Origin of the sequence: Novosphingobium sp. EMRT-2, from assembly GCF_005145025.1 — a bacterium.
GTDB lineage: Bacteria > Pseudomonadota > Alphaproteobacteria > Sphingomonadales > Sphingomonadaceae > Novosphingobium.
Genome location: NZ_CP039695.1, coordinates 379,416 through 398,804, shown reverse-complemented (window position 1 = coordinate 398,804; position 19,389 = coordinate 379,416). Strand labels below are relative to the sequence as shown.

Genomic DNA, 19,389 nt, shown 5'->3' with positions numbered 1-19,389 from the left:
TCTGGAGACATGCGCTTAATGCGCCCCTTCCCTAGAGGGCGCGACCGATGCCAGCAACCCGCCGATTTCCATCATCAGCAAGGCCGGGTCGAAGTTGTAGGTGGGCGCCTGGCCGGCAAGGCGAACAAGCGCGGCATGGGCCTCGGCGATGCGCAGCCTGGAAGCGTCGTCAATCTCGCGCAAATGGTCCACCAGCACCATGCGCGCGCACTCGATTGCCGCAAGCTGGCGTTCCCGGTCGGGCCGCTGCCCCATCGCTCCGCTCAGTGCCCCGCGCAAGGCGAAGTCGGCATCGCCTTGCGTAACGAGCTTGCGGAACAGGCCGTGCACCTTGCCCAGATCCTGTTCGGCGAAGGCAATGGCGGCGCCCGGCGATCCGCCGGCGACAGCAATGGCGGCCGCACGCGTCGCGCTGTCCAGCCCCGGCATCGCCGCATCGACCGCCTGCGAAAGCTGGTCCCGGTCGAGCGGGTGGAACCGCATGACAAGGCAGCGCGAACGGATCGTCGGCAGCAGGCGGCCCAATCCGTGCACCACCAGCAGGAAGAACGTGCCTTGCGGCGGTTCCTCAAGACTTTTCAGCAAGGCATTGACCGCGCTTTTTTCCAGCTGGTCCGCCGCGTCGATGATGACCGCCCGGCGCGCGCCTAGCGTGGGGCGGGTGACAAGGCGCCGCTGCATCTCGCGCACCTGGTCGACAGAAATGTTCCGCTTGGTGAGATAGGGCTTTCCGTCCGCCTTCTTCTTCGCCTCGTCATCGTTCGCCGGCAGCGGCGACAGCGTGAGAATATCGGGATGGGAATCGGGAGGAGGCTGGGGAATGCCGCGTTCCGCCACGAGTTCCGCCGCGGCCATTCGCGCGAAGCCGGCCTTGCCCAGCCCTTCGCGGCCGGCGAGCAGCCAGGCGTGGTGCATCCGGTGCCCGGCCATCGCGGTGCACCACGTGCGCCACGGTTCCTCGTGGCCGACCATCGGCCCGCTTGGCGGCGGCGTCATGACGGCGGCAACCGGTCGAGCGCGGCGACGATGCGATCGTGCACCGCTTCGGGCGATCCGTCGGCGTCGATCCGCGCGAAACGGGCCGGCTCTTCTTCGGCAAATCGCCGGAATGCGCCGGCCACGCGCGCGTGATACGCGGCCGCGCGCCCGCCAATGCGATCCGCGCCGTCCGTATCGCGTAGGGCCAGCCTTCTCTCCGCATCGTCCGCCGGCAGTTCCAGCAAGAGCGTGAGGTCGGGCAGCAGTCCCTCGCTGCCGATCCGGTGCAAGGTGCGGATGTCGTCGTCCGAAAGGCCACCGCCACCACCCTGGTAGGCGCGGCTACTGTCGATAAACCGGTCGCAGATCACCCATCCCCCGCGCGCCAGCGCCGGACGGATCAGCCGTTCGACATGATCGGCCCGCGCGGCGGCGAACAGCAGGGCCTCGGCCCGCGCGCCCCAGCCCTCGCCCTCGGTGGACAACAACAGCGCGCGGATCGCTTCGGCGCCGGCAGTGCCGCCCGGCTCGCGCGTGACGACCACGTCCACGCCCCGCCGGCGCAGCGCCTCGGCCAGCAGGCGGGCCTGCGTGGACTTGCCCGCGCCTTCGCCGCCCTCGAATGCGATGAAGCGCCCGGTCATCGGCCGACCAGCGAAAGCAGGCCATCGCGCATCCGCGCCACCGGACCGCCGGTGTCCACGGCATCCGCCGCGATCAGCGGCAGGCGTTCATCGGGCAGTCCGGGAACCTTGGCGATCAGCGTGGCGACTTCCTGTCCCTTGGCGATGGGCGCGCGCAACGGCCCCTTGTAACGGATCGAGAGGGTGTAACCGCCGAGCTCGCCCGCCGGCATGGAGATCGCCAGCGCCCGGGGCGCGATCAGCCGCACCGCACGGGTCGTGCCGCCCCGCACGCGCGCTTCCCCCACCAGCGCGCCGGGGCCGTAGAGCGGCCGATCCCGCCAGGCGGCGAAACCCCATTCCATGAAATCGCGCGACTGCTTCGCGCGCGGGGCCGGCTTGTCATAGCCCCCGACGACCATGATGATGCGCCGACCGTTGCGGATGGCCGATCCCACGAAACCGTATCCGGCCTCGTTGGTGAAGCCGGTCTTCACCCCGTCCGCGCCGGCGGTGTAGCCGTAAAGCGGGTTGTGGTTTTCCTGCTCGATGCCATCCCAATCCATTTTCGCGTGGCCATAGAAGCGGCGGTAGAGCTGGGGATGGCGCAGGATCAGCGCCTGGCTCAGCGTGGCGAGGTCCGCGGCCGAGACATAGGTCTGTCCCCCGTCGGGCCAGCCGTTGGGCGTGTTGTAATGCGTATCGCGCATGCCGAGCTTGCGCGCCTCGGCATTCATCATCGCGGTGAACGCGGGCACGCTGCCGGCGACGCCTTCCGCGAGCACCACGCAGGCATCGTTCGCGGAGACCGTGACGATGCCGCGCAGCAGGTCCGCCACCGTCACTTCGGCGCCGTCGGCCAGGAACATCGTGCTGCCCACGCCGCGCCACTGCTTGAACGTGTCATGGCGGACGGGCAGCTTGCGATCGAGCGAGAGCTTGCCCTGCGCGACGAGTTCGAAGGCGACATAACTCGTCATGATCTTGGTCAGCGAGGCCGGAATAAACCGGCGATGGGCGTCGCGTTCGAACAGCACGCGCCCGGAACTGACATCGACCATGTAAGCCGTCGGCGCATCGAGCTGCGGCATGGCGATGGCCGGCGGCGCCTGCACCGTGGCGGCCGAAGGCGCTGCGCCAACGGCCAGCGCCGTCAGCGTCATCAGCGGTAAAAGAGTCGGGCGTTCAGGCAATCGGCATCCCCGGAGGCTTGCGGATTCCCTGCCCCCTTTCAGGGCGCGCGCAGAATCCGCGCATCCGCATAGCCGGAGCGACGCGCTTTCGCCAAGGCCGCATCTGCTTCCGCCTGCGTGACGAAGGGGCCGCTGCGCACGCGCCACAGCGATCCCACGGCCGTCACGCCTCCGCCGACGGCCTTGGCGACCGTTTCGGCCCGTGGCCGCGTGGAAAACGCGCCGACCTGAACGTAGAGGCCCGCGGTCTGGCGCGCAGCGGCGGGAGCGGGCTTGGGAGACGGCTTTGGCGTGGGCTTGGGCGAAGGCGTCGCCGTGGGCACCGGCCTCGGCGTGGGGGCAGGCGCGACGACGGGATGCGGAGACGGTTTCGCGACTGGTGCCGGCTTCGGCGCGGGCGTTGCCGCCGTCACCGGCGCGGAAGGAGCGGGGCGTGGCGTCGGCTTTGGCGTCGGGGAAGCCGCCGGCTTGGGCGGCGCGACGGAGGGAAGCACGGGGTGTGGCGTGGCCGCTGGGGCCGGAGTTCCCGCAGGCGCCAGCGTCACGCCGGTCGCGGTGCCCAGTTTGCGGCGCAGCGCGGTGAGCAGGCCTGGCGGCGTATCCATGCGCGCCGGCGCTCGTTCGCCCTGCCGGAGCAAGGCCCGTTCCGGCTCGATCGGATTGACGCGGCGGACGCGCACCGGCGCCTGCGATCCCGGCGCCAGCCCCAGTTGCGCCCACGCGGCGGGCGAGAGGTCCACCAGCTTTTTGCCTATCATCGGTCCGCGCCGCTCGAGCCGGACGAGGATGGTCTTGCCCGAATCGAGCGCGGTCACTTCCACGTAGCTGGGCAGAGGCAGCGTGCGGTGCGCGCCGCTGATGCCAGCGCCGTCGTCTTGACCGGCATAGCCGACGGCGTCGTAGTTCATCGTATCCGCTGGCGTATAGGTCACGCCATCGACCACGAACGGCGCACCCAGCACCATCGGGTAATCGCCCGCCGGGCCGGCACGGTCCTCGTCAGAGGCTGGCTGGCCTTTCGCCAGCGCCATCCCGCCCATGAGGGGTGCGGAAAAGGCAAGAGCAGTGACCGCGATCATCGCGGTGGCGGAAGCGAAACGGCTAACGGCTGATCTCATCTGCAAGAAGTCCTACGGACAGAGCGTAAAAGTTCGAGCAGTTGTAATCGAGGATAACTCGATAATTTCCGGTTAGCAGGTAGGCGGTCCGCCCTTTCCCGTCCGGTTCCAGCAGCGAGGCGAGCACATCGTCGCCCGGCCAGACGCCGGATTTCGGCGCCAGCCCCAGCGCGCGCCATTCGCGCATGGTCTTCCAGCGGCTGTGCCGCGCGAACACCTGCGGACAGCGCGGGCTGGCCAGCGCCGTGCCGAGCGTAGCGCGGTCGAGCCCGTCCGGCACGCTGACGGCGATGCCCCAGGGCTCGCCCGGCCGCCATCCGGCATCGCGGAAATAGTTGCCGATCGATGCCAGCGTATCGGCCCGGCTGCTCCAGATGTCGGCCAGCCCGTCGCCGTCGGCATCCTGCGCCACGCGCAGATAGACGCTGGGCAGGAACTGCGGGTTGCCGAACGCCCCGGCCCAGCTGCCCACCAGCTTGGAGCGCGGCACGCCCCGGTCCATCATCTTGAGCAGGGCGATGAATTCCTCGGTGAACAGGTCGCGCCGCCGCCCTTCGTAGGCCAGCGTCGCCAGCGAGCGCGCCAGATCGAAATCGCCGGTGTAGCCGCCATAGTGGCTCTCGTGCCCCCAGATGGCGAGGATGATCGGCAGCGGCACGCCATAGCGCCGCTCCAGCGCGCCGGCCTGCCCGGCCACCGCCGCGTACTGCCGCCGGCCGCCGCTGATCCGCGCCGCGTCGACATGCTTGCGGCGATAGGGCTCGAACGCCGGAATCGACGAGGACGGGCCGCCGCCGGGCTGGTTCCGGTCGAACGCGATCACGCGCGGGTTGAACGTCAGCCCCGGCAGCACGCTGTTGATCGTCGATTCGCGCACCCCTTCCGCGCGCGCCTTGGCGGCAAGAAGCTGGAGATAGCCCTGGAAGCCCGCTTCCTCGCTGCTGTTCTGGGCGCTGGCGGGCGCGCCCAGCGCAAGGGCGGCAAGCGCGGCCGCAGTCACGCGCCACGATGATCGGATACTGGCAAGAAGCGTCATCCGATCGACACTCGCACAGGGGGGAGCGATTGGGAATCCCCCGCGGCGCAATTCCTCTTCACGACGGAGCGGTTCGCCGCTATCGCCCCTCCACGCCGCGCGCCCAAGGGCCGCGCCGGTGCGGACAGGTGGCCGAGTGGTTTAAGGCAGCGGTCTTGAAAACCGCCGTGGGTGCAAGCTCACCGTGGGTTCGAATCCCACCCTGTCCGCCATTTAAATCCGTTTATGGCATTCAATTTATAAAAAATATAATATCGACAGACGCTATCTCTATCCAAACCTCTACCCATATTTGAGCGCGGATCAATTTCGGTCGATAATGAACGACGGGGTTGTGAGCGCAGCTCACCAAAAGGGGCGAAATCGGCTTGAGAATTGTCAAACCATGAAAGCTGGCCAAAGTTTGGCACTTGCAGCAATTGCCGTTGTCTTAGTGGCTGCGTCGCCAAGCGCGCAGCGGGATCAGCCCGAAGCGATCGTGGCCCTGCGCGCGCAAGTGAAACCCCGTCCACCGAGACAGCTAACTTGCGGGCCAGGCAGGTATGAAAGCACCACAGAAGCGTGTGCCGCATGGAAGTCGGCTGACGCGGCTGAGACGGCGGCTCGCTATTCTCTGTGGGGGGTGTTGATCAGCGGCCTTGGGACCGCGTTGCTCTTGTGGACGCTATGGGAAACACGGGAAATATCACGCCGCGAGCTTCGCGCATACCTACGTGTAGAGCCGATAGGCCAAGGTTCGGTGCAGCCTGAACGCAGGCTTTCTCTCCCCTTCCATATTATCAACTATGGTGCCACGCCCGCAGTGGAATGTTGTGTGCAAAGCTGCGTGGTTGTGCGTCCCCCGGATTGGGCGTGGAGTCATGAACCCAATAACATCGACCAGTTACACGAAAATCGACCAGCAATCACGATTCACCCCGACTCGCCAAGTCTAATTAAGCTGGAAATGGATGCCCCTTTGTCGAGAGACGTTCATTCGGCGATTTTACAAGGCCGGGCAGTTGTCTATGCAAGGGGCAGAGTTGACTATCGGGATATGTTCCGTCGCAAAAGGCACACGAGCTTTCAGATCGAATTTCATGGGAGCGACGCCGGGCCGGAAGGCGTGGGCGGGCGTATTCGGATCGCGGCTGTGGGAAATGACTTCTCATAGCTTTCACTCGCCGGCCATCAACAAATCGAGCGTTTGGTACATCCGAAGCAGGATTGAAACGCACCGCTGCTTGACCCACCGCGCGAACCTAATCGACAGGGCTAAGAAGCAGAAGGTGTGCAGCGCCTCACCCCGCCACCGGCACCTCTTCGGGCAGCAGCGGCGCCCTGCCCCGGATCACGTCGGCGATCTTTTCCGCGATCATGATCGTGGGGGCATTGGTGTTGCCGCCGATCAGGGTGGGCATGACCGAGGCATCGACAACGCGCAGGCCTTCGAGGCCGATCACCTTCAGGTCCTTGTCCACCACGGCGAGCGGATCGGTGGGCAGGCCCATGCGGCAGGTGCCCACGGGGTGATAGATCGTCTCGCCCTTGGCGCGGATGAACGCGTCGATTTCCTCGTCGGTCCGCACCTGCTCGCCCGGCGCGAACTCCGCGCCCCGGAACGCATCGAGCGCGGGCTGGGCGATCACCGCGCGCGCCATGCGCACGCCTTCGCGCACCGCGCGGCGGTCTTCCTCGGTCGAGAGGAAGTTGGCTAGGATCGCGGGATCGTCGTAAGGATCGGCCGAGGATAGCGAGACGGTGCCCCGGCTTTCGGGCCGCAGCTGGCAGACGTGCATGGTGAAGCCATCCTGCTTCACCGAAATCTTGGCGTGTTCCTGCATGATCGCGAGCACGAAGTGGAACTGCAGGTCCGGCCGGTCGAGGTCCGGGCGGGACTTGAGGAAAGCGCCCGCCTCCAGCCCGTTCTGCCGCCCCGGCCCCTTGCCGGTGAGCAGGTATTGCAGCCCGACCTTGAGCTGCTTCAGGCCCTTCGTATCGTTGTAAAGTGTGATCGGCTGCTGGCAGGTCCAGTTGAGCGTGACATCAAGGTGATCCTGCAGGTTGCCGCCCACACCCTTGCGCACATGAACCGCGCGGATGCCGTGGCGGGCCAGCGCTTCGGGATCGCCGATGCCCGAAAGGTTGAGGATCTGCGGCGACTGGAACGCCCCGGCGCAGAGCAGCACCTCGCGCGCGACATGCGCGGTCTGCACCGGCTTGCCCTTGCCCAGGCTGTATTCCACGCCCGTTGCCCGACCGTTCTCGATGACGATGCGGTGGGTGCGCGCGCCCGTCACCACGGTCAGATTGGGGCGCTGGCCGACGATCGGCTGCAGATAGCCGCGCGCCGCGCTCCACCGCTGGCCATCGCGGATCGTAAGTTGATACCGGCCGAAACCTTCCTGATCGAACCCGTTGAAATCCGGAGTGATCTTGTGCCCGGCCTCGCCCCCGGCCCGGATTACGCCGGCATAGAGCGGATGGTCGGACCGTTCGCCCCAGCTGACCGAAAGCGGCCCGCCTTCGCCGTGGTAGGTCGAAGCGCCGTCCTGAAAGTTCTCGGCGCGTTTGAAGTAGGGCAGCGTTTCGGCATAGGACCAGCCATCGAGGCCAAGCTGCCGCCAGTGATCGTAATCGCGCGCATGGCCGCGGATATAGACCATGCCGTTGATCGCCGACGAGCCGCCCAGCCCCTTGCCGCGCGGATGCCACAGGCGCCGGCCGTCCATGAACGGTTCCGGCTCGCTCCAGAAGCCCCAGTTGAACTTGCTCTTCTGCTTGATCAGCGTGCCCACCCCGGCCGGCATCCGCACCAGCACCGAGGTGTTGCGCCCGCCCGCTTCGAGCACCAGTACCCGGACTGCGGGATCTTCGCTGAGCCGCGCCGCCAGCACCGATCCCGCGCTGCCCGCGCCGATGATGATGTAATCGTATTCGCCCGAAGCCATGGCACGCCCATCCCGATACCGTTCTTATTGACACGCTTGTCATCAAGAACGCGCCCGAGCGCAAGGGTGTTTAGGCGATCGGTTAAATTGCTGCTCTAAAGCGCTAGACCGGCCGCCCGGCCGCTGGCCCAGGCCCACTGGAAATTGTACCCGCCGAGCCATCCGGTGACGTCAACCGCCTCTCCGATCGCGTAGAGGCCGGGCACGGTACGCGCCTCCATCGTTTGGGAGGAAAGGCCGGCGGTATCGATCCCGCCGGCGGTGACTTCGGCCTTGGCGAAGCCTTCGGTGCCGTTGGGGTGGAAGCGCCAGTCGGCAAGCCGGGCTTCGGCCGCGCGCAAGGCCTTGTCGGTCATGCCGCCAAGCTCGCCGCCACCGCCAAGCCGTTCGCACAGGGCAGTGGCGAGCCGTTCGGGCAGCGCTTCGGCCAGCACCTTGCGCAGCGCCACGCGGGGCCGGTCACGCTTGGCTGCCAGCAGCCATTCGCGCGGCCGGTCCGGCAGAAAATCGATGCCCACCGGTTCGCCATGCCGCCAGTAGGACGAGATCTGGAGAATGGCGGGGCCGGACAGCCCCCGGTGCGTGAACAGCGCCGCCTCGCGGAACGCCGTTTTGCCGGCGCGCGCGGTCACATCGGCCGAAACGCCCGACAGATCGCGGAACAGGGCCTCGTCCCCGCCCAGCGTCAGCGGCACGAGTGCGGGGCGTGGTTGCACCACTTTCAGCCCGAAGTGCCGCGCCATATCATAGGCGAAGCCGGTCGCGCCCATCTTGGGTATGGACGGCCCGCCCGTGGCCAGGACCAGCGCCGGCGCGGTGAACGTCCTTCCGCCCGCCTCCACGCGGAACAGGCCATCGGCGTGGCCGACCTCGCCCACCGCCATGGCGCACAGCACCTCGACCTGCCCCGCCGCGCATTCGTCGAGCAGCAGGGCCACGATCTGCCGCGCCGATCCATCGCAGAACAGTTGCCCCAGCGTCTTCTCGTGCCAGGCGATGCCATAGCGGTCGACCAGCGCGATGAAGTCGGCCGGGGTATAGCGGCTCAGCGCCGACCGCGCGAAGTGGGCATTCTGCGAAAGATAGCGGTCATGCGCGGTGTGGATATTGGTGAAGTTGCACCGCCCGCCCCCGGAAATCAGGATCTTCCGGCCGGGCTCGTCCGCGTGATCGAGCAAGGCTACGCGGCGGCCGTTCTGCCCGGCGGTGGCCGCGCACATCAGCCCCGCCGCGCCGGCGCCCAGCACGATCGCATCATGAGTCGCGGTCATGCCGGAACGCCGGGGTGGCCGGGATCAGATGTGCAGCGCGCGGCCGTAGGCGGCGAGCACGCTTTCGTGCATCGATTCCGAGATCGTCGGATGCGGGAACACGGTGTTCATCAGTTCGGCTTCGGTCGTTTCCAGCGTCTTGCCGACGACGTAGCCCTGGATCATCTCGGTCACTTCCGCGCCGATCATGTGCGCGCCCAGCAGTTCGCCGGTCTTGGCGTCGAACACCGTCTTCACGAAGCCTTCCGGCTCGCCCAACGCGATCGCCTTGCCGTTGCCGATGAACGGGAACGTGCCGACCTTGAGCGTATAACCCGCTTCCTTCGCCTTGGCTTCGGTCAGGCCAACGCTGGCGATCTGCGGGTGGCAATAGGTGCAGCCCGGAATGTTGCCGCGATCCATGGCGTGCGGATGGACATCCTTGTTGCCCAGTTCCTGCGCGATGGCTTCCGCCGCGATCACGCCTTCGTGGCTGGCCTTGTGCGCCAGCCACGGGCCGGGAGTGACATCGCCGATCGCCCACACGCCCTTCACGTTGGTGCGGCCATGCCCATCGATCTGGATGATCCCGCGTTCGGCCTTCACGCCCAGCGTTTCCAGGCCGATGTTCTCGGTGTTGGGCACGATGCCCACAGCGACGATGACATGGCTGAACTGGCTTTCGACGATCTTGCCGTCCTTGCCCTTGATCTTCGCCTTCACGCCGCTGGCGCCGACGTCGAGGCTTTCGACGCCCGCCCCGGTCAGGATCGTCATGCCCTGCTTGACCAGCGCCTTTTCGAGGAAGGCGGAAACGTCGGCGTCTTCCACCGGCACGATCCGGTCCATCATCTCGACGACCGTAACTTCCGTGCCCATGTCGTTGTAGAAGCTGGCGAATTCGATACCGATCGCGCCCGAGCCGATGACCAGCAGCTTGCTCGGCTGTTCCTTCGGCGTCATCGCGTGGCGATAGGTCCACACGCGGTTGCCGTCGGCCTTGGCGAACGGCAGATCACGCGCCCGCGCGCCTGTGGCGACGATGATATGCTTGGCGGTCAGCGTCTCCACGCCCTTGTCGCCGGTCACTTCCAGCGTGCCCGGCGCCTTCAGCACGCCGGTGCCTATATGAACGGTGATCTTGTTCTTCTTCATCAGGTGCGTGACGCCCTGGTTGAGCTGCTTGGCCACCCCGCGCGACCGCGCGACCACCGCCGCGATGTCGGCGCGGATGTTGTCCGCCGCGAGACCATAGGCTTTGGCGTGCTTCATGTGGTTGTACACCTCGGCCGAGCGCAGCAGCGCCTTGGTGGGAATGCATCCCCAGTTCAGGCAGATGCCGCCCAGCAGCTCGCGCTCGACGATGGCGGTCTTGAGGCCGAGTTGCGCGGCACGGATGGCCGCGACATAGCCGCCGGGGCCGGATCCGAGGACGATCAGGTCATACTGTTCAGCCATGTTCACTCCACTGCATCGATGGCGCGCGGCCGGCCATCATCGGCCAGCAACACGAATTTGAATTGTCCGCGCGCGACCTCGGTCACGGCTTCGCCATTCCGCTCGCGCCCTTCCCCCCGCGCGATGATCGTCAGCGAGGTGCGCCCCCGCGCAACGATTTCGGCATGGACGGTCAGTTCGTCGCCCACCGCCATCACGCCCGGAAAGGTAAAGTCGGTAGCGGCGACCACCACGGCCTTGCCCTTGCCCCGGCGCGAGGCGAGCGAGCCCGCCCCCAGCGCCAGCTGGCTCATCAGCCAGCCTCCGAACACCCCGCCATAGGGGTTCAGGTCCGTCGGCATCGCGGTCACGCGGATGACCAGTTCCTCAGCCATGCGCGTTCTCTCCCACGGGAATCGGCGGCACCGCGCGCGGCTGCCGGATCTCGTCGATGGCCACGAAGATGAACCGCGCCTGCGTCACGCGCTGCCGCTCGTTCCCCGTGCGCGGGCGTCGCCAGGCTTCCACGTCGATGACCATCGATGTCCGCCCCACCGACGCAAGATCGGCATAGACCGTCACTTCATCCCCGATGTGAACGGGGTGGTGGAACTTCATGCCTTCCACCGCGATCGTGGCGGCGCGTCCCATCGAATGCCGAGTGGCGACGATGCCCGCCGCCATGTCCATCTGTGCCATCAGCCACCCGCCGAAGATGTCTCCGGCCGGATTGGCGTCCGCCGGCATCGCCGTGATGCGGATCGCCGGCTCCGAACCGGGCAGCGGCGGGTTGTCGATGTCCGACACGGCAGCGTCAGGCGATCAGGCCGAGCGGGTTTTCGATCAGCGCCTTGAACGCCTGCATCAGTTCCGCGCCATCCGCGCCGTCGATCGCGCGATGGTCGAAGCTGCCCGTGGCGCTCATCACCGTGGCGATCGAGAGCGCGCCATCGACCACATAGGGCCGCTGTTCGCCCGCGCCGACCGCCATGATCATGCCCTGCGGCGGGTTGATCACCGCATCGAACTGCTTGATGCCGAACATACCGAGGTTGGACAGCGAAGCCGTGCCGCCCTGGTATTCGTGCGGCTGCAGCTTGCCTTCGCGCGCCTTGTTCGCGAGTTCCTTCATCTCGGTCGCGATCGTCGAGATCGACTTGGCCCCGGCATCGACGATGATCGGCGTGATCAGGCCCGAAGGCGCTGCCACGGCCACCGAGACGTCCGCCCGGCGGAAGCTGCGCAGTTCGTCGCCAGCGAAGCTGACGTTGCACTTGGGCACCTGCAGCAGCGCCTTGGCCAGCGCCTTGATGATGAGGTCGTTGACCGAAAGCTTCACGCCCTGCGCTTCCAGCGCCTTGTTGAGCTGGCCACGCAGCTTGAGCAGCGCATCGAGCTGGACGTCCACCGTCAGGTAGATGTGCGGGATGGTCTGCTTGGCTTCGGTCAGGCGGCGCGCGATCGTCTTGCGGACGTTGTTGAGCTTCTGCGCTTCGAAGGGAATGCCGAAGTCGGGAACGCTGGCGGCGGGAGCCGGGGTGGGCGTCGGGGCTGCTGCCGGCGTGGGCGCCGGGGCCGAAGCGGCAACAGGCGCGGCGGCGGGCTGCGCGCCTGCGACATCGGCCTTCACGATCCGGCCGTTGGGGCCGGTGCCTTTCACGCCCGCCAGATCGATGCCCTTGTCGGCGGCGATGCGCTTGGCGAGCGGGCTCGCCACGACGCGATCTCCCTTGGGCGCGGGCGCGGCGGCAGCCACGGGAGCGGGAGCCGGCGAAGGCGCGGGTGTCGCGGCAGGGGGCGGCGTGGTGGCTGGCGCGGGCGCCGGGGCGGCCTTCGGTGCGGGCGCGCTGGCGTCTTCGTCCTCGCCCGCAAGCGTGGCGATCACCGTGCCGACCTTCACGCCTTCGCTGCCTTCGGCCACGTCGATGGAAACGATCACGCCTTCATCGACCGCCTCGAACTCCATCGTGGCCTTGTCGGTCTCGATTTCGGCCATGATGTCGCCGGACGAAACCGTGTCGCCCACCTTCACCAGCCACTTGGAAAGCGTGCCTTCTTCCATCGTCGGCGAAAGCGCGGGCATCTTGATGGCTATGGGCATGGCGCAGTTTCCATCCTTGGTTATTGATTTGAACAAAAAGCAACCAAATAGGTTATTTCAGGCTGCCTCACCTCTTGTCGTCATTTCAACGGCCTTGCCTTGCGGGTCAAGTGGCTTGAGGCTTGCCCTGCATACGAATTTGCCGGTAGAGAGGTCCGGGAAGGAAAAGGCCATGCTTCAGCAGCGTGTCTACCTGGTCATTATGGACGAAACGGACGAGGCGCGGCAAGCGCTGCGTTTCGCCGCCCGCCGCGCCGTTCGCACCGATGGCACCGTTCACATCCTCGCACTCGTTCCGAAGCAGGAATTCGTTGCTTTCGCGGGCGTGCAAGCCACGATCGAGGAAGAGGCCAAGGATCGCGCCGAAGTGCTGGTCACTACCGCGGCCGGCAGCGTGGCCAGCGAATCCGGGCTGACGCCGATCATCTCGGTGCGCCAGGGCAACGGTCCGGACGTCGTGCGCGACTACCTGCGCGAACATCCCGAGGTTTCGGCGCTGGTGCTGGGCGCCGCGGCCGACGGCGCGCCCGGCCCGATGATTACCCATTTCAGCACCCACGCCGGGCAACTGCCCTGCCCGCTGATGATCGTTCCCGGCGGCATGGACGACGAGGCGATCGACGCGCTGAGCTAGGAACGTACTGTCCGGACATGCCCGAGACCCGTCGCCCAAAATCAAAATCCCGTCATCCCGGCGAAGGCCGGGATCTCATGCCGGATTGCCGGAGGCCAGAGATGCCAGTCTACGCTGGCATGACGGCGAAGGAGGGAGAGGCCGGAAGAAGTCTCGACGGTTGTCGCCCAGTTGCGGAAGTTCAGCGATGATGACGGCCTGCAATGGGTTGCCGCTTTCGCTCCAAAGCCTTAAGTCAAAGGAATGAAAGTTGCGAAGGTTTTTTTAGGATTATGCGCTCTTGCTGTCGCTTGGACATGCATACTTTCCTACGTCGAGAGAACGAGAACAATCGAAGGCATCTGGAGTGTCGCTTTCGAATGCTCCGAATTTTTCGAGAATGCTCGACCAGAGGATGTTGAGGGCCAAAGTTGCCATGACGGCTCATGGATCGACTACCTCTACGATAAGGGACGTGGAGAAAACTACGATCGCATAATGCAGCACAGCTTTGAACCTCATACGGGTAAAGTGCGTATTTGGCCGCCCGCTCCGTATAAGATCCGCTTCATAGGTAGTAAAAAGGTATCATTCTTTGGGATCGGCTACTTGATACCCGTCGGATTCGGTCACATGTCTGGCTGGGGTAGCGAGTACCGCGTTGAAAGGTTGCTTTCGATCAAGCCTTTGCCCCTTCGCGTGAATGACAGTGCGCTGCCGCCATGGCTCACAGCGAAGTGAGTGATCCCAGGATCATCCGCGAACGGGAATAATTGCCCTACTTGCGCTTGCCCTGATGGCGGATGTTGGACGGCCGCCCGCGCTTTCCGGTCATGAACTTGCCCTTGGGCTTCGGCTTGCCCGGAAGCTTGCCACCCCGGCGCTCGATCCGGCTCACGCCTTCGGCCACGTCGACCGGCTCGAACTTCAGCGCGCCCGTCAGCGGGTTGGCCTCGGCCAGCCGCAGCTTGAGGATCATGCCCATCGCAAACTGTTCGCCGCTGTTTTCGCCTTCCAGCACTTGCGCCTTTTCGTCATAGGCGAAGCGTTCGGCGCCCAGCACCGAAACCGGCACCAGCCCGTCCCCGCCCAGCCCGATGATCGTGGCGAACAGGCCGAACTTCTGGACGCCGGTGATGCGCGTATCGAACACTTCGCCCACGCGGCCGGCCAGCCATGCCGCCACATAGCGGTCGATCGTTTCGCGCTCGGCTTCCATCGCCCGCCGCTCGCTGGCGCTGATCGCTTCGCTTACCCGCGCCAGATCGTTGCGGTCGCGGTCGGCCAGGCCGCTCGTCGGCGGCAGGTCGTGGTCCTGCGGGCGCGGCTGTTCCAGACCATAGGCATCGACCAGTGCGCGGTGGACCAGCAGGTCCGAATAGCGGCGGATGGGCGAGGTGAAATGGGCGTAGCTGCCCAGCGACAGGCCAAAGTGGCCGGCGTTGCGCGGGCCATAGTAGGCTTGCGTCTGGCTGCGCAGCACCGCTTCCATGACCAGCGCCTTTTCCGCCTCGTCGGTCACGTCCTTCAGCATCCGGTTGAACAGCGACGGGGTAATCACCTGCCCCAGCGCCAGCTTGCGATCGAACGTGGCGAGGTAGTCCTTCAGCGCGAGCAGCTTTTCGCGCGTGGGCGGTTCATGGATGCGATAGATCACCGGCGCGACTTTCGCCTCCAGCGCCTTGGCGGCGGCGACGTTGGCGGTGACCATGAAATCCTCGACCACGCGATGCGCGTCGAGCCGTTCGCGCAGCGCCACCTCGGCGATCCGCCCCTGTTCGTCGAGCATCACGCGCCGTTCGGGCAGATCGAGTTCCAGCGGATCGCGCTCCTTCCGCGCCTTTTCCAGCAGCCGCCACGCGGCCCACAGGTGCGCCAGGTGCGGCGCTGCTTCGCTGGCGTCGATCCGGCGCTGCGCTTCCTCATAGGCGATCACTTCGGCGACCCGCACCAGCGCGCGGGTGAAGCGCCATGACGTCACGCGGCCCTGCGCGTCGATCACCATGTGGCATGCCATCGCCGCGCGGTCCGATCCCGCCTTGAGCGAGCAGACATCGGCGCTGAGCACTTCGGGCAGCATCGGCACGACGCGATCGGGGAAATAGACGGAGTTGCCCCGCTTGCGCGCATCCCGGTCGACCGCGCCGCCGGGGCGGACATAGAAGCTGACGTCGGCGATGGCGACGAGCGCGCGGAAGCCGCCCTCGCCATCCGGTTCCGCCCAGATCGCGTCGTCATGATCGCGCGCGTCGACGGGGTCGATGGCGACGATCGGAAGATGGCGCAGATCCTCGCGACAGTCCTCGCTCAGCGGCAAGGCGGCCGCGAGCTTCGCTTCCTCGATGGCCTTTTCCGTAAACGAGAACGGGATGCCGTACTTGTGGATGGCGATCAGGCTGAACGCGCGCGGGGCGAGCGGATCGCCCAGCACCGTCGTCACTTTCAGGCCCGAGCGGGGCGAACGCCCGGCGGGTTCCGCCAGCACCAGCTGCCCGACCTCCGCCTGCCCCAGATCGCTGATCGGCACCGCATTGCGCACGCGCTTGTCCACCGGGGCAAGCCATCCCTTGCCCGCGCCGTCGATCTCGACCACGCCCAGCATCTGGTCGGTCTGGGCGGGCAGCTTCTTCATCGGATGGGCGATCCAGCCCTTCCCGGCTTCCTCGGTCCGCGCCAGCACCTGGTCGCCCACGCGCAACGCCTGCTGCCGCTGCTTGCCGCGCTGCTCCACCAGCCGCAGGCGCGGCGGCGGAGCGCCGTCGTCGGGGTGCCAGCTATCGGGAATGGCGATTGCCTCACCGTCCTCGGTATCGACCACGCGCAGCACAGTCACGCGCGGCACGCCGCCCATGCGGTGAAACGCGGTGCGGTTGCCGTCGATCAGGCCTTCCTCGGCCATGTCCTTGAGCAGCGCCTTGAGGGCGATCTTCTCCTGCCCCTTCAGCCCGAACGCGCGCGCGATCTCGCGCTTGCCGGCGGGCTCATCGGACCGGGCGATGAAATCGAGCACCTGCTGGCGCGTGGGCAGGCCCTCCGGGGGGCGGGAACCGTGGGAAGACTTCGCATGAACCATCGCCGGCATGTGGGCGCTTCACCGCGCCTTGGCAATGCGCAATCGCGATGATGCCGGTTAGGGGCTCAGGGCGCCGACGGCTCGAACCCACCCCCGGGCAGCGCCGAGGCGATCGGGCTTTCGCTGCCGTCCGCCGCTTTCGCGCTGACCCCGAAGAACCAGTCGTCACCGCGCACGCCATCGAAACGGACGCTGGTGCCGGTCACGCCTTCGCGGACTTTCTCCTGCCACGCCGGCGCATCCGTGCGCCGCCGCCAGACCGTGTAGCTCGCCGCGCCGTCCACCGGCTTCCACGCGATGTCGGTCCAGGTGGATACGGCCGCCTTGACCGTCGCCACCGGTGGCATCGGAGCGGCGGCCAGCGCCGCCAACCCGCGCACGTTGAGGCGGACGACCTTGGCCAGATAGGGGAAGTCCATCTCGTCGATCGTATCGCCGAACTTCACCCCGCCCTCGGTGCGCAGATCCTGATGCTGATGCTCATAGTCCTCCACCGCCACCGTGAAGCGCACGGCGGGATAGCCCTTGTCGGAGAACGGCAGCTGGTCCCCGCCCCGCCCCATGCGGTCGGCGCGCCAGATCTGCCGCACTTCCAGCCCCGCCGCGTCGCCCGTGGCCAGCCCGGCAAGCCAGCGCGAAAGGTTGCGCGAAGGGCTGTCGTTCTCGCCACCGAAGCGCCTCTGCGCCGCGCGGAGCGCATCGGTGCCATCGGCGCGCGGCCCTTCGGAGAGGATGCGGACGTGCGTATCGTCCTTCCACCCGTCGGACCCGCGCGAACCGCCGACGATGTCGTTGTTGAACACGGCCTTGATCGTCCAGCCATGCTCCGCCGCGTAATCGGCCAGCAACTTACCGCCCAGCAGCCCCTGTTCCTCGCCGGAAAGCGCGGCATAGACGATCGTCGAGGGGAATTTTTGCCGCGAAAGGACGCGCGCCGCTTCCAGCACCAGCGCGGTGCCCGAACCGTCGTCATTGGCGCCGGGTGCGTCGATCGTGGCGTTGAGGACGTCCGACGCGCGGCTGTCGATGTGCCCCTGCACGATCACCACCTCGTTGGGGCGTTCGGTTCCGCGCTGGATCGCGACCACGTCGACCAGGCGCGTCGGGGTGGGCACGCGCTCGCCCTGCACCATGCGTTCGGGCAGCACGATCTCGAGGCAATTGCCGCAGGCTTTGGAGGTCTTGCGAAACTCCGCTTCGGCCCAAGCCCGCGCCGCGCCGATTCCGCGTTTCGGATCGGTCTGCGAGGACAGGGTATGGCGCGTGCCGAAGGCCACCAGCTTCGCCACGTCCGCTTCGAGGCGGCCCTGCGAGATGGCGTCTTCGGGCGCCGCGAACGCGGGCGCGGAGCAGGACAGGGCGAGAAGGACGATTACGGGAAGGCGCTTCATGCCCCGCAAGGTAACCCTTCGGCCGCGCTCCTCGCAAGCATACGCGGAAAAAAGGACGGAGAACCCGAAGGTTGCCCCGCCCTTTCCTATCAATAAGCCCGTGCGATCAGGATGCGTTCGACCGCCGGTTCGCCGGTGAACGGGCACGGCCCTTCCGGCGGCGCGGCGTCCATCGGAGTATTGCGGATGGTCAGTTTCAGACCCTTGAGCGTTTCGACGACTTTGTCGAGAGCCGCGCCGGTGGGGCGGGACCAGCCCATTTCCACCCAGCCGGGGAACTTGCGGTCTTCGGCGAAATAGGCGGCAAGGCCGTCCAGGTCGGTCACATCGCGCACCACCTGCGCATCGCGCTTGGCCTGTGCTTCGGTAAAGAGCGCCTGCTGGATTTCTTCCAGCTCAGCCATCGCCGCCGCGACGAAATCGTCCTTGGCCTGCGCCACGAAGTTGGGCTTGCCATCCTCGCGCCACAGCCGGTCGCGGCGCAGCGCGCTGACCTGGCCGCCTTCGGCATCGCGGCCGCCGATTTCGAGCACCAGCGGCACGCCCTTCTTGACCCAGGCCCAGCGCTTGGCAGTCGCCTTGCCGGGGCGCTTGTCGAGCAGTACGCGCACACGCTCGCCGAATGCCGATTGCTTCGCCAGCGCGGCGCGCAGGCTTTCGCAATAGGCGAGCAGCGCCTCGTCGCCGTCGTTGTCGCGCAGCATCGGCAGGATCACGATCTGCTGCGGCGCCACCTGCGGCGGCACGCGCAAGCCGTCATCGTCACCGTGAGTCATGATGACACCGCCGATCATGCGGGTGGAAACGCCCCAGCTGGTGGTGTGGCACAGCGTCTGCTGGCCTTCCTTGTCCTGGTAGCGGATGCCCGCCGCCTCGGCGAAGCCGGTGCCGAGATAGTGCGAGGTGCCGGCCTGCAGCGCCTTGCCGTCCTGCATCATCGCCTCGATCGAATAGGTCGCGACCGCGCCGGGGAAGCGTTCGTTCTCTGGCTTGGCCCCGGCGATGACCGGCATCGCCAGCACGTCCTCGGCGAAGGAGCGGTACATTTCCAGCGCGCGCAGCGTTTCCTGCATAGCGTCGGCTTCATCGGCGTGCGCGGTATGGCCTTCCTGCCACAGGAACTCGCTGGTGCGCAGGAACATGCGCGTGCGCATTTCCCAGCGCACGACGTTGGCCCACTGGTTCGTGAGCAATGGCAGGTCACGCCAGGACTGGATCCAGCGCGCCATGGCCGCGCCGATCACCGTTTCCGAGGTGGGGCGCACGACCAGCGGCTCTTCCAGCTTCGCCTCGGGGTCGGGCACCAGCCCGCCCTTGGCGTCGGCGATCAGGCGGTGGTGCGTGACGACCGCCATCTCCTTGGCGAAGCCTTCGACGTGATCGGCTTCCTTGGCGAAGTAGGACAGCGGAATGAACAGCGGGAAGTAGCAGTTCTCGACGCCCGCTTCCTTGATGCGTTCATCCATGATCTTCTGGATGCGTTCCCAGATGCCATAGCCCCACGGCTTGATCACCATGCAGCCGCGCACCCCCGATTCCTCGGCAAGCTCGGCTTCGGCGATCACCGCCTGGTACCACTGGGCGAAGTCTTCGTCGCGCGTGACGTTTAGCGCGTGCTTGATCTTGGACTGGTTCATGCCGCGCGG

General features: G+C 66.7%; 15 protein-coding genes and 1 tRNA gene. 2 read left to right on the top strand and 14 right to left on the bottom strand.

All coding sequences use genetic code 11. The annotated features are described in order from the left end of the window. Positions 1-15: 15 nt before the first annotated feature. From FA702_RS02100 to FA702_RS02080, 5 genes are read right to left on the bottom strand one after another with little or no spacing between them, the layout of a single operon-like run. Complete coding sequence (locus FA702_RS02100) at positions 16-996, bottom strand: DNA polymerase III subunit delta' (protein WP_255504677.1); 981 nt, start codon at positions 994-996, stop codon at positions 16-18. After that, positions 993-1,622, bottom strand: coding sequence for a dTMP kinase (tmk, locus tag FA702_RS02095; RefSeq protein WP_136954815.1), 630 nt, complete (start codon positions 1,620-1,622; stop codon positions 993-995). Before tmk ends, FA702_RS02100 begins: the two co-directional genes overlap by 4 nt. After that, complete coding sequence (locus FA702_RS02090; RefSeq protein WP_255504676.1) at positions 1,619-2,794, bottom strand: D-alanyl-D-alanine carboxypeptidase family protein; 1,176 nt, start codon at positions 2,792-2,794, stop codon at positions 1,619-1,621. The genes tmk and FA702_RS02090 overlap by 4 nt, the downstream gene beginning before the upstream one ends. 38 nt (positions 2,795-2,832) lie before the next feature. Continuing rightward, on the bottom strand, positions 2,833-3,912 hold the full coding sequence (locus FA702_RS23455) for an SPOR domain-containing protein (protein ID WP_305036247.1): 1,080 nt from the start codon (positions 3,910-3,912) through the stop codon (positions 2,833-2,835). Then, on the bottom strand, positions 3,896-4,948 hold the full coding sequence (locus FA702_RS02080) for a lytic transglycosylase domain-containing protein (RefSeq protein WP_136954814.1): 1,053 nt from the start codon (positions 4,946-4,948) through the stop codon (positions 3,896-3,898). Before FA702_RS02080 ends, FA702_RS23455 begins: the two co-directional genes overlap by 17 nt. Positions 4,949-5,070: 122 nt before the next feature. On the opposite strand from FA702_RS02080, the gene FA702_RS02075 reads away from it, so the two are divergent. Further along, positions 5,071-5,160, top strand: a tRNA-Ser gene (locus FA702_RS02075). Between the two features lie 1,068 nt (positions 5,161-6,228). On the opposite strand, the gene FA702_RS02070 is transcribed toward FA702_RS02075, so the two are convergent. The 6 genes from FA702_RS02070 to FA702_RS02045 form a co-directional block, all read right to left on the bottom strand. Then, the gene (locus FA702_RS02070; protein ID WP_136954813.1) at positions 6,229-7,878 is read right to left on the bottom strand and encodes a choline dehydrogenase; all 1,650 of its coding nucleotides are present in this window, start codon (positions 7,876-7,878) and stop codon (positions 6,229-6,231) included. A 95-nt stretch (positions 7,879-7,973) separates the two neighbouring features. Then, positions 7,974-9,149, bottom strand: coding sequence for an NAD(P)/FAD-dependent oxidoreductase (locus FA702_RS02065; RefSeq protein ID WP_136954812.1), 1,176 nt, complete (start codon positions 9,147-9,149; stop codon positions 7,974-7,976). Between the two features lie 24 nt (positions 9,150-9,173). Continuing rightward, positions 9,174-10,586 (bottom strand): dihydrolipoyl dehydrogenase, encoded by a 1,413-nt coding sequence (lpdA, locus tag FA702_RS02060; protein ID WP_136954811.1) that lies wholly within the window; start codon positions 10,584-10,586, stop codon positions 9,174-9,176. Positions 10,587-10,588: 2 nt separating this feature from the next. Further along, positions 10,589-10,960, bottom strand: a complete 372-nt coding sequence (locus FA702_RS02055; RefSeq protein ID WP_136954810.1) for an acyl-CoA thioesterase — start codon at positions 10,958-10,960, stop codon at positions 10,589-10,591. Further along, positions 10,953-11,372 (bottom strand): acyl-CoA thioesterase, encoded by a 420-nt coding sequence (locus FA702_RS02050; protein ID WP_370385492.1) that lies wholly within the window; start codon positions 11,370-11,372, stop codon positions 10,953-10,955. Before FA702_RS02050 ends, FA702_RS02055 begins: the two co-directional genes overlap by 8 nt. 7 nt (positions 11,373-11,379) lie before the next feature. Beyond that, a complete protein-coding gene (locus FA702_RS02045; RefSeq protein WP_136954809.1) occupies positions 11,380-12,666 on the bottom strand; it encodes a pyruvate dehydrogenase complex dihydrolipoamide acetyltransferase in 1,287 nt (428 codons plus the stop codon). A 172-nt stretch (positions 12,667-12,838) separates the two neighbouring features. Here FA702_RS02045 and FA702_RS02040 point away from each other — a divergent pair, with 172 nt between their 5' ends. Then, the gene (locus FA702_RS02040; RefSeq protein WP_124807354.1) at positions 12,839-13,300 is read left to right on the top strand and encodes a universal stress protein; all 462 of its coding nucleotides are present in this window, start codon (positions 12,839-12,841) and stop codon (positions 13,298-13,300) included. A gap of 757 nt (positions 13,301-14,057) precedes the next feature. Here the strand turns inward: FA702_RS02040 and FA702_RS02035 are convergent. The 3 genes from FA702_RS02035 to proS form a co-directional block, all read right to left on the bottom strand. Next, complete coding sequence (locus FA702_RS02035) at positions 14,058-16,361, bottom strand: ribonuclease R family protein (RefSeq protein WP_136954808.1); 2,304 nt, start codon at positions 16,359-16,361, stop codon at positions 14,058-14,060. A gap of 56 nt (positions 16,362-16,417) precedes the next feature. Continuing rightward, positions 16,418-17,743, bottom strand: a complete 1,326-nt coding sequence (locus FA702_RS02030) for a M20/M25/M40 family metallo-hydrolase (RefSeq protein ID WP_136954807.1) — start codon at positions 17,741-17,743, stop codon at positions 16,418-16,420. Positions 17,744-17,832: 89 nt separating this feature from the next. Beyond that, positions 17,833-19,380 carry a proline--tRNA ligase gene (gene proS, locus FA702_RS02025; protein ID WP_136954806.1) on the bottom strand — a complete coding sequence of 516 codons (1,548 nt, stop codon included), beginning with the start codon at positions 19,378-19,380 and terminating at the stop codon, positions 17,833-17,835. Between the last annotated feature and the right edge of the window lie 9 nt (positions 19,381-19,389).

Coding starts and splice junctions, on each gene's coding strand:
- FA702_RS02055 (WP_136954810.1), bottom strand. CDS start 10,960: ATGGCTGAGGAACTGGTCATCCGCGTGACCGCGATGCCGACGGACCTG.
- FA702_RS02040 (WP_124807354.1), top strand. CDS start 12,839: ATGCTTCAGCAGCGTGTCTACCTGGTCATTATGGACGAAACGGACGAG.
- FA702_RS02080 (WP_136954814.1), bottom strand. CDS start 4,948: ATGACGCTTCTTGCCAGTATCCGATCATCGTGGCGCGTGACTGCGGCC.
- FA702_RS02065 (WP_136954812.1), bottom strand. CDS start 9,149: ATGACCGCGACTCATGATGCGATCGTGCTGGGCGCCGGCGCGGCGGGG.
- FA702_RS02030 (WP_136954807.1), bottom strand. CDS start 17,743: ATGAAGCGCCTTCCCGTAATCGTCCTTCTCGCCCTGTCCTGCTCCGCG.
- tmk (WP_136954815.1), bottom strand. CDS start 1,622: ATGACCGGGCGCTTCATCGCATTCGAGGGCGGCGAAGGCGCGGGCAAG.
- FA702_RS02035 (WP_136954808.1), bottom strand. CDS start 16,361: ATGCCGGCGATGGTTCATGCGAAGTCTTCCCACGGTTCCCGCCCCCCG.
- FA702_RS02100 (WP_255504677.1), bottom strand. CDS start 996: ATGACGCCGCCGCCAAGCGGGCCGATGGTCGGCCACGAGGAACCGTGG.
- FA702_RS02070 (WP_136954813.1), bottom strand. CDS start 7,878: ATGGCTTCGGGCGAATACGATTACATCATCATCGGCGCGGGCAGCGCG.
- FA702_RS02045 (WP_136954809.1), bottom strand. CDS start 12,666: ATGCCCATAGCCATCAAGATGCCCGCGCTTTCGCCGACGATGGAAGAA.
- lpdA (WP_136954811.1), bottom strand. CDS start 10,586: ATGGCTGAACAGTATGACCTGATCGTCCTCGGATCCGGCCCCGGCGGC.
- FA702_RS23455 (WP_305036247.1), bottom strand. CDS start 3,912: ATGAGATCAGCCGTTAGCCGTTTCGCTTCCGCCACCGCGATGATCGCG.
- proS (WP_136954806.1), bottom strand. CDS start 19,380: ATGAACCAGTCCAAGATCAAGCACGCGCTAAACGTCACGCGCGACGAA.